Origin of the sequence: Salinibacterium sp. (assembly GCF_031364185.1) — a bacterium.
GTDB lineage: Bacteria > Actinomycetota > Actinomycetes > Actinomycetales > Microbacteriaceae > Rhodoglobus.
The window spans coordinates 1-4,635 of sequence record NZ_JANLVV010000060.1 but is presented as its reverse complement, the minus strand read 5'-3'; the positions used below and the strand labels follow the sequence as shown (position 1 = coordinate 4,635).

Genomic DNA, 4,635 nt, shown 5'->3' with positions numbered 1-4,635 from the left:
CGGCAAACTGCTGGCACGGGATCGGATCGACGCCCTGCTAGACCGCGGAAGCCCCTTCCTCGAGGTGGCCCCGCTGGCGGCGTTCGAGCTCTACGACAACGAGTGCCCCGGTGCCGGGGTGATCGCCGGCATCGGCATGATCCACGGCCGACACTGCATGGTCGTCGCCAACGACGCCACGGTGAAAGGCGGCGCGTACTACCCCCTGACTGTCAAGAAGCACCTCCGCGCCCAGGAAATCGCCTCCGAGAATGACCTGCCGTGCATCTATCTGGTCGATTCCGGTGGAGCATTCCTGCCGAGACAGGATGAGGTGTTCCCCGACCGCGACCACTTCGGCCGCATCTTCTACAACCAGGCCAGGATGTCGGCCAGGGGCATAGCGCAGATCGCCGCCGTGCTGGGCTCGAGCACCGCCGGTGGCGCTTACATGCCTGCCATGAGCGACGAGACGATCATCGTTCGCAACCAGGGCACCATCTTCCTGGGCGGGCCGCCGCTGGTGAAAGCGGCCACCGGGGAGGTCGTGTCGGCCGAGGATCTCGGCGGCGGTCTCACGCACTCGAGGCTCTCGGGCGTCACCGACCACCTCGCCGATAACGACCATCATGCGCTGCAGATCGTGCGCGACATCATCAGCCAGCTGCCGCCGCCGGGGCCGTTGCCCTATGAGGTGCAACCGGTAGTGCCTCCGGTGGCGAACGAGAAGGAACTGTACGGAGTCGTTCCCACCGACCTGCATGTGCCCTACGATGTGCGCGAGATCATCGCCCGCCTCGTGGACGGCAGCCTCTTCCACGAGTTCAAGAAGGAGTATGGCGCGACCCTCGTGACGGGATTCGCACACATCCATGGTCATCCTGTCGGCATCGTTGCCAATAACGGCGTGCTGTTCAGCGAGTCGGCGCTGAAGGGGGCCCATTTCATCGAGTTGTGCGACCAGCGGCGCATCCCGTTGCTGTTCCTGCAGAACATCACCGGGTTCATGGTGGGCCGCGAGTATGAGGCCGGCGGCATCGCCAAGCACGGCGCGAAGATGGTGACCGCGGTCGCCTGCGCGCGGGTGCCCAAACTCACCGTCGTGGTGGGCGGCTCGTTCGGCGCGGGCAACTACTCGATGAGCGGGCGTTCGTACTCTCCGAGGTTCCTGTGGATGTGGCCGGCCAGCCGCATCTCGGTGATGGGCGGCCCGCAGGCGGCATCCGTGCTGTCGACGATCCGTCGCGAGCAGGTCGAGTCGGCCGGCGGCAGCTGGTCGACCGAGGATGAAGAGGCGTTCCGCGAGCCGATCCGGGAACAGTACGAACACCAGGGCAGCCCCTACTACTCCTCCGCGCGCCTGTGGGACGACGGCATCATCGACCCGGCCGACACCCGAACCGTCGTCGGCCTGGCCCTCGATGTGTGCGCCAGAGCCCCGATGGGCGACGTCAGCTACGGCGTCTTCAGGATGTGACGGCGATGTTCACGACAGTCCTGGTAGCCAATCGCGGCGAGATCGCCTGCCGCATCATCGAATCGCTGCGAAGCCTCGGCATCCGTTCGGTCGCCATTTTCAGCGATGTGGATGCCGCGGCCAAACACGTGCGCATGGCCGACGTCTCCGTGCGCATCGGCCCCGCAAGCGCCGCACTCAGCTACCTCGACATCGCTAGGGTGATCGACGCCGCCGTCACCACCGGAGCCGATGCCATCCATCCCGGCTACGGATTCCTCGCCGAGAATGCCCAATTCGCCGAGGCCTGCGCTGAGGCTGGCATCGTCTTCGTCGGCCCCGGGGTCGACGCGATCAGGGTGATGGGCGACAAGATCAGCGCGAAGGCGAAGGTCGCAGAGCGCGGCGTTCCGACCGTGCCGGGACTCGCGGCACCCGGGTTGACCGACGCCCAGCTCGCGGCCGGCGCCATCACGATGGGATTCCCGGTGCTCATCAAGCCGTCCGCCGGCGGCGGGGGCAAAGGCATGCACGTCGTCACGCAGCAGTCGGAGCTGCTGGGCTCGCTCGCCGCCGCGAGGCGGGAGGCCGCGTCGTCCTTCGGCGACGACTCCATTTTTATCGAACGCTACATTTCGACCCCGCGCCACATCGAGGTGCAGGTGCTCGCGGATAGGTTCGGCTCGGTCGTGCATCTCGGCGAGCGCGAGTGCTCGCTGCAACGCCGCCACCAGAAGGTGATCGAAGAGGCGCCGTCGCCCCTTCTCGATGAGCGCACCCGCGCTCGCATCGGCGAGGCCGCCTGCGAAACAGCGCGAAGCGTCGGGTACGAAGGGGTCGGTACCGTCGAATTCATCGTCGCCGCAGACCAGCCCGGCGAGTTCTATTTCATGGAGATGAATACGAGACTGCAGGTCGAGCATCCGGTGACCGAAATGGTGACCGGCATCGATCTCGTCGAATGGCAGCTGAGGGTCGCCTCGGGCGAAAAGCTGTCGTTCGGCCAGCAGGATGTGGTGCTGCGCGGGCATGCGATCGAGGCCCGCATCTATGCGGAAGACCCGGCGCACGGCTTCCTTCCGACCGGCGGCACCATCGAGGCGCTTCGCGAGCCAGCGGCGACCGGCATTCGGGTCGACAGCTCGATGATCGACGGCCTCGCAGTCTCGTCCCAATACGATCCGATGCTGGCCAAGGTGATTGCCTGGGCCCCCGACCGCGCCAGCGCCCTGCGGCGGTTGGTCGCCGCCCTCGGCCACACCGCCGTGCACGGCGTGACCACGAACATCGAGTTCCTGTCGCTGCTGCTGCGCGACGGCGATGTTGCCGACGGCCGCCTCGATACCGGTCTCATCGAGCGGGTCGTTCCCACACTCGATTTTGCGCAGCCGGATGATCGGCTCTTCGTTCGCGCGGCACTGATCCTGCACGCCAGTCAGTGGCAGCACCACGACCGCGGCTCGCTGTGGCAGAAGCCGAACGGCTGGCGCATCGGAGCGACCGCACCGTCGGTGTACCGGCTCCAGGTGCAAGATTTGAGCGGGCGTGACAACACGGAACCCACCGAGGTGAGCGTGTGGGGTTCGCCAGATCTCGCCAGCGTGTCGGTGGGCGGCGGCCCGAAGTTCGACGCCGTAACCACCATTGACGGTTTCGACGCGCTCACGAGCATCGCCGGGGTGGGCAGCTCAGTGTTTTTCACGATCCGGGATGACCTGCTCACGTTCTCGGACGGCCCGGTCACCTGGACCATCGCCGACCAGCGCTCGCGCCCCCGGGATGCCGCGGAACAGAACTCCACTCCCGAGCTGAGATCCCCCATGCCTGGATCCGTGGTCGCGCTCAGCGCGTCCGACGGTGAGGCCGTGATCGCCGGTGCAGCAGTGGTGATCGTCGAGGCCATGAAGATGGAGCACGTGCTTCGCGCGCCGACGGACGGGATTGTGCGCCTCGACGTGCAACTGGGGGCGCAGGTGACGGGCGGGCAACTGCTTGCGCGGGTCGTTCCGCACGATGTGGCGGCGGCGCATCCACTACAAGAAGGAGGGTTGGCCTCATGAACGCCAAACGAATCACCCAGCGAGGGCTGTACTTCGAGGAGTTCGAACTCGAGACCGTGTATGAGCACAGCCCGAGCCGCACCGTCACCGAGGCCGATAATGTGCTCTTCACCACCCTCACCATGAACACCCAGTCGCTGCATCTGGATGCGGAATGGGCGACGACCACCGAATTCGGTGAGCGGCTGGTCAACAGCATGTTCACGCTCTCGACGATGGTCGGCCTGTCGGTGGCGCAGCTCACCCAGGGCACGATTGTGGCGAACCTTGGCTTCGATTCGGTCAGCTTTCCGCACCCGGTGCGGCACGGTGACACCCTCACAGCCGAGACCACCATCTTGTCGAAGCGCCTGTCATCGAGCCGGCCCGGGCAGGGCATCGTCGTGTTCGAGCACGTGGCGAGAATCCAGACCGGGGAGGTGGTCGCGCGCGCGGTGCGATCGACCCTGCTGCGCTGCGCGCCGAGCGAGGCATGACAATGGCTGCGCCGTTCGTGCACGGCCCCGCCCTGCTGTTCTGCCCGGCAGACCGGCCCGACCGCTATGCGAAGGCCGCCGCTGCCGCCGACGCCGTCATCATCGACCTCGAGGATGCGGTCTCGCCCGAGAATAGGGCGAGGGCGCGGGCATCGTTGATGGCGGCCGGGCCCGACCCCGCCACCACCATCGTTCGGGTCAACCCGGCCGGCACCGACGATTTCGTGCTCGACCTCGAGAGCCTTGCCCACACCGGCATTCGCACGATCATGCTCGCCAAGTCGGAACGGGCCAGCGATGTCGCGCCGCTGGAGGCGTTCGACGTGATCGCCCTCTGCGAGACCGTTCGTGGCGTGGAGAACAGCTCGGAGATTGCCGCTGCAGGCAACGTGATCGCGCTGATGTGGGGGGCTGAAGACCTCATCGCGAGCCTCGGCGGGCGCTCGAGCCGGGGGCCCGGGGGGCTGTACCGGGATGTGGCACGACAGGCACGCACGACGGTGCTCTTCGCTGCCGCCGCCCACGGCAAGGCGGCCATCGATGCCGTCCACCTCGACATCACCGATCTCGAGGGGTTACGAGCCGAGGCAATGGATGCCGCTGCCGTCGGCTTCTCGGCGACCGCGTGCATCCACCCGAGCCAGGTCGACACCATCAGGGCCGC

4 protein-coding genes are annotated in these 4,635 nt (G+C 66.8%); all 4 read left to right on the top strand.

Going from position 1 to position 4,635, the window contains the following annotated elements:
* Positions 1-1,456, top strand: a 1,456-nt coding sequence (locus tag RMN95_RS03155) for a carboxyl transferase domain-containing protein (RefSeq protein WP_309615509.1), incomplete at its 5' end; no start/stop codon positions are given.
* Positions 1,457-1,461: 5 nt separating this feature from the next.
* On the top strand, positions 1,462-3,495 hold the full coding sequence (locus tag RMN95_RS03150) for a biotin carboxylase N-terminal domain-containing protein (protein ID WP_309615508.1): 2,034 nt from the start codon (positions 1,462-1,464) through the stop codon (positions 3,493-3,495).
* Complete coding sequence (locus tag RMN95_RS03145; protein ID WP_309615507.1) at positions 3,492-3,971, top strand: MaoC family dehydratase; 480 nt, start codon at positions 3,492-3,494, stop codon at positions 3,969-3,971. Before RMN95_RS03150 ends, RMN95_RS03145 begins: the two co-directional genes overlap by 4 nt.
* Before the next feature lie 2 nt (positions 3,972-3,973).
* Positions 3,974-4,635: aldolase/citrate lyase family protein (locus tag RMN95_RS03140; protein ID WP_309615510.1), on the top strand; the 662-nt coding region annotated here is incomplete at its 3' end.